Here is a 4,617-nt window from a genome sequence, read left to right as displayed (position 1 = left end):
CACCGGCTCCGCGCGAGCGCACGAGCGCCCCGCTGCCGCCCATGGTCACCGCGACGGCGCCGCAGCCCCAGCGCTCGAGCAGGGTGGTGGCGGCCGTCTCGGCGAGGGTGACGCCGCGTCCGCTCGCTCCCGAGAACCCGGTCGCCTCGGCGAGGTTCGGAGTCGCGAGCGTCGTGCCCGCGACGGGAGCGGTGCCGCGCGGGTGCGGATCCCACACCAGGGGGACCGCGAGCGCGTCGAGCGCCGCACGGAGCGACTCGTCCTCGGTCAGGCGGCGGCCGTAGTCGGCGACGACGACGGCGTCGACGTCCCGGAGGGCCTCCAGCATGCCGTCGGTGACGGTCGGGACCGGCGGGCGCTCGCAGCCGCGGTCGAACCGCACGACGGCCTGGCCGGAGGCGGCGACGCGGGTCTTGACGGGCGTCGGCGCTCCGGAGGGGCCCGCGATCAGGCGGATCCCGCCGAGGGCCCCGCGCAGCTCGGCCACGTCGGCGTCGGAGTCGTCGGCCAGCGCCGTCACGAGGGTGACGTCGTGCCCGTCGCGGGCGAGCATCCGCGCGACGAGCCCGGCACCGCCGGCGCGCACGCCGCGCGTCGAGACGTCGACGACGGGCACCGGTGCGTCGGGGCTCAGCCGCTCGGCGGGGCCCGAGAGATCGACGTCGAGCATCACGTCGCCGACCACGGCGATCCGCAGGCGCGCGCTCACGCGGCGGCTCCCGTGCGGACGCGGATGCGGTGCTCGAAGGCCCGGCAGAGCGCGTGCACGAGCACGAGCTGCGCCTCCTGCACGTTCGAGCCGTGGCCCTCGAGCGCGATCGCCTCGTCGCACGCGTCGGTCAGCGGGTTGGGCCCGTCGCCGGTCAGCGCCCAGGTGCGGGCTCCCGCCGCGCGGGCGGCCTCGGCCGCGTGGAGCAGGTTGGCGCTGCGGCCGCTGGTCGAGAGCAGCACGACGACGTCGCCGCTGCGCGCGTGCGCCGTGACCTGGCGGGCGAAGACGTGGTCGAATCCGTAGTCGTTCCCGATCGCCGTCAGGCTCGAGGTCTCGGCGTGCAGCGAGATCGCCGAGAAGGGGATCCGGTCGCCGTCGAAGCGGCCGACCAGCTCGGCCGTCAGGTGCTGGGCCTCGGCCGCCGAGCCGCCGTTGCCGGCCGCGAGCAGCCGCGCGCCCGAGTGCAGGCGGTCGGCGAGCTCGACGCCCCAGAGGACGATCTGCTCGGAGTGCCGCTCCAGCTGCGCGACGACGTCGAGCGAGCGGGCGATGTGGTCGTCGACGATCCGCCGGGCGGCGTCCGTCGGGGTGTCCAGCACGGTGTCGATGCTCATCGTCGAGGAGCCGCCTTCCGGGTGTTCGAGGTGTGGGAGGTGCGGGGGGCGCCGGTCAGGACGGCCTCCCCGTCGCCGAGTCCGGCGAGAGTGGCGAGGTAGGCGCGCTCGGTGTCCGCGGCGACGCGGTCCCACGAGTAGCGCGACTCGACGCGCTCGCGGCCGGCGGCGCCGTACGCGCGGGCGCGCTCGGGGTCGGCGATCAGCGCCGAGAGGGCCGAGGCGAGGGCCTGCGGATCGCGGGGCGGCACGTGCACCCCGGTCACGTCCTCGACGACCGTGTCGATGAGCCCGCCGACGGAGGACGCGACGACCGGCCGGCCGCACGCCATCGCCTCCAGCGGCACGATGCCGAACGGCTCGTACCAGGGTGCGCAGACGACGATGTCGGCCGAGCGGAGCATCGCCGGCATCTCGGTCTGCGACAGCTGCCCCACGAGGTGGACGCGGTCGGCGACTCCGAGGCCCTCCGCCACGCCGTGCAAGCGCTGGTACTCGGGATCGGCCGCGAGGGCGTCGCCCGAGCCGGAGCCGCCGACGATGACCAGCTCGGCGTCGTGGCCGTCGCGCACCAGGTGCGCGAGCGCCTCGATCGCGTGGCCCATGCCCTTGCGGGGCACGAGCCGGCCGATGCTCATCAGGCGGATCGGGCGGGTCTTCTCGGCGACGGGGCCGTCGGGGGAGAAGCGCTCGAGGTCCACTCCGCACGGCACGACCGAGATGCTGCTCGTCGGCACGCCGAGCCCCTTGAGCTCGAAGGCCTCGTCGGAGCAGGTGGCCACGATGCCGTCCGCCTTCTGGCCGACGCCCGGCTCCAGCCAGGCACGCTCCTCCGGGCTCGTGTCCAGCGCGCCCTGCTGGCGGCGCTTGACGACTCCGAGCGCGTGGAAGGTGTGGAACACGGGCACGCGGCGGCCGGTGGCGCGCTCCACCCGCTCGGACGCGTCGAGCGCGGCGACCCCGGACATCCAGAAGTGGCTGTGCACGAGATCGGGGCGCGAGTCGAGCCAGTCGTTCGCGAGGTCGACGGCGAAGTCGCCCATGAAGGGGAGCAGCTTGTCCTTGGACACCTTGGCGGCCGGTCCGGCGTCGATGTGCACGACCTCGACTCCGGAGGTGAACGGCACGCGCCGGGGGAGGGAGGGGTCGTCGCGCCGGGTGTAGACGGTCACGCGGTGGCCGCGGCGGGCGAGCGCGTCGGCGAGGGCGGCGACGTGCACGTTCTGGCCGCCCGCGTCGACGCCGCCGAGTGTCGCCAGCGGGCTGGCGTGCTCGGAGACCATCGCGATCGCGAGCGGTCGGGTGGTGGTGGTGTGCTTCATCGGGTGCTCCCTCCTCGGGTCCCTGCGGCGGTGAGCGTCCGGCCGGTGCGGCCCGGACGATCGGAGAGGACCTCGTCCCAGTCCCGGTGGAACCGGGGGAGTCCGTAGCGCTCGAGGACGCTCTCGCGGGCGATCGCCCCGGCGGCGGCAGCGCGCTCCGGATCCGCGATCAGCTCGCGAGCGGCGGCCGCGAGCTCGTCGAGGTCGTTCGAGACGGCTCCCGCACCGGGCGGGACGGCGCGACCGGCCTCGGTCGTCTCGAGCGCGACGACCGGCATGCCCAGGTGCATCGCCTCGAGGAGCGCCAGGCCGAGCGAGGTCCAGCGGAAGGGGTGCAGGTAGACGCGGCGACGGGCGAGCTGCGCGTGCATCTCGCTCGTGCGCACGTCGCCGAGGACGTCGAGCCGGCCCTCCGGGAAGCCGGGCAGCTCGGCCAGGCCCTCGGTCTTCATCCCGAAGACGTCCAGCGGAGCGACCTGGGCGAACCGGGGCAGCAGATCGGTGCCGGTGACGCGGTTGCGCCGCACCGGCTCGTTGATCACGACGCCGAAGTGCGCGAGCTCGCCCGTGTAGAGGGGACCGGGGTCGTGGATCCCGTGCTCGATCACCGTGGTGGGGGTCGAGCCCGTGTCCCACATCAGCGCGTTGAAGTGTGTGACGTGCACCAGGAGAAGGTCGTCGCGGTCGGCCAGCGGGTGCCGGCTGGTCGGCGCGTCCCCGCGCGGGGTGTTGTGCTCGACGTACACGGCGGGCACGTCGCGGCCGAGGCGCCGGCCCAGCAGGCGCTCGGCCTCGGCGAGCTCCTCGGGACGCTGGAGCACGACGACGTCGACGTCGGCGTCGCGCAGGTCCTCGGGGGCGATCTCGATCGCGTTCGGCCAGTCGCGTCCGCCGGTGCCCAGGCCCCAGCCGTCGCGGGCGTCCGTGGTGGGGAGCAGGTACTCGTGGTCGCCGCGGACGAACGCGTCCGCCCAGCCGCCGTGCACGTGCCAGAGGAGGATCCTCATGCCATCGCCTCCGTCGTGGTCGTGGTGGTGCGCCCGAGGGCGCGGAGTCGAAGGACGGCGGCGACCGCCTCCTCGGCGCTCACCCCCGCCAGACACGGATGGCCGGGCACCGGGCAGACCCGGGCGCGGGAGCCGGCGCACGCGGCGCCCTGGTCGCCCAGCAGCTCCACGGGCACGCCGTAGGGCGCCCAGCGGATCGCGGGGACGACCGGGGCGAACAGGCTGACGACCGGAGTGCCGACGGCGGCGGCGAGGTGCGCCGGACCGGTGTTGCCGCTGACGACGACCTCGGCGCGGGCGAGCACCTCGGCGGCGCCGGCGAAGTCGGTCGCGCCGCCCAGGTCGATCCCGCGGGTTCCGGCCACCTCGGCGGTGAGCGCCCGCTCGCCGGGGCCTCCCGTCACCGCGACGGCGAAGCCCTCGTCCGCGAGCAGCTCGACGGCGCGCGCCGCGTTCGCCGCGGGCCAGGCTCGCGCGGGCACCGCCGCTCCGGGGTGGACGACCACGTAGGGGCCGACTCCCTCGAGTGCGGCGGGCAGGACGCCCTCGCGGCGCACGCGCAGGCGTCCGTCGTCGCCCTCGGGCAGGGCGAAGCCGGCCGCCGCCGCGATGGCGAGCGCGCGCTCCGGCTCGGGCTGGTCCTCCTCGAGGGTCTCGCCCGGCACGAGCCGCACGTCGAGCAGCGCGCCGGCGAAGTCGACGGAGGTGCCGCTGATCCGCTCGACGCCCGCCAGGCGCAGCAGCAGCGCGAGCGGGAGGGGCGACTGGTGGAAGGAGGTGAGGATCACGGCCTCGTCGGGGGCGAACTCCTCGACGATCGCCCGCAGCTCCTCCACGAGGTCGCTGTCGACCGGGCGCGACGCGTCGCCGATCCAGGGGCACCACCAGGTGCGCACGCTCGTCGGGCCGGGCAGCAGCGCCGCGGCCGGCGCGCCCTGCGGCCCCGCGAGGAGCAGCACCTC

The 4,617-nt window shown here is 75.7% G+C and carries 5 protein-coding genes; all 5 read right to left on the bottom strand.

Going from position 1 to position 4,617, the window contains the following annotated elements; genetic code table 11:
* A partial coding sequence (locus NB037_RS18710) for a bifunctional heptose 7-phosphate kinase/heptose 1-phosphate adenyltransferase (RefSeq protein WP_251948458.1) occupies positions 1-709 on the bottom strand: 709 nt, incomplete at its 3' end.
* Entirely contained in the window at positions 706-1,326 is a 621-nt protein-coding gene (locus NB037_RS18705; RefSeq protein ID WP_251948457.1) for a D-sedoheptulose-7-phosphate isomerase, read from the bottom strand. The genes NB037_RS18710 and NB037_RS18705, both read right to left, overlap by 4 nt.
* Positions 1,323-2,648 (bottom strand): glycosyltransferase, encoded by a 1,326-nt coding sequence (locus NB037_RS18700; protein ID WP_251948456.1) that lies wholly within the window; start codon positions 2,646-2,648, stop codon positions 1,323-1,325. The genes NB037_RS18705 and NB037_RS18700 overlap by 4 nt, the downstream gene beginning before the upstream one ends.
* On the bottom strand, positions 2,645-3,655 hold the full coding sequence (locus NB037_RS18695) for a glycosyltransferase (RefSeq protein ID WP_251948455.1): 1,011 nt from the start codon (positions 3,653-3,655) through the stop codon (positions 2,645-2,647). The genes NB037_RS18700 and NB037_RS18695 overlap by 4 nt, the downstream gene beginning before the upstream one ends.
* A partial coding sequence (locus NB037_RS18690; protein ID WP_251948454.1) for a glycosyltransferase family 9 protein occupies positions 3,652-4,617 on the bottom strand: 966 nt, incomplete at its 5' end. The genes NB037_RS18690 and NB037_RS18695, both read right to left, overlap by 4 nt.

Origin of the sequence: Rathayibacter rubneri, from assembly GCF_023743255.1 — a bacterium.
GTDB lineage: Bacteria > Actinomycetota > Actinomycetes > Actinomycetales > Microbacteriaceae > Rathayibacter > Rathayibacter rubneri.
The sequence above is the reverse complement of the archived record's forward strand: the minus strand, read 5'-3'. Positions and strand labels throughout refer to the sequence as shown.

Coding starts and splice junctions, on each gene's coding strand:
- NB037_RS18700 (WP_251948456.1), bottom strand. CDS start 2,648: ATGAAGCACACCACCACCACCCGACCGCTCGCGATCGCGATGGTCTCC.
- NB037_RS18705 (WP_251948457.1), bottom strand. CDS start 1,326: ATGAGCATCGACACCGTGCTGGACACCCCGACGGACGCCGCCCGGCGG.
- NB037_RS18695 (WP_251948455.1), bottom strand. CDS start 3,655: ATGAGGATCCTCCTCTGGCACGTGCACGGCGGCTGGGCGGACGCGTTC.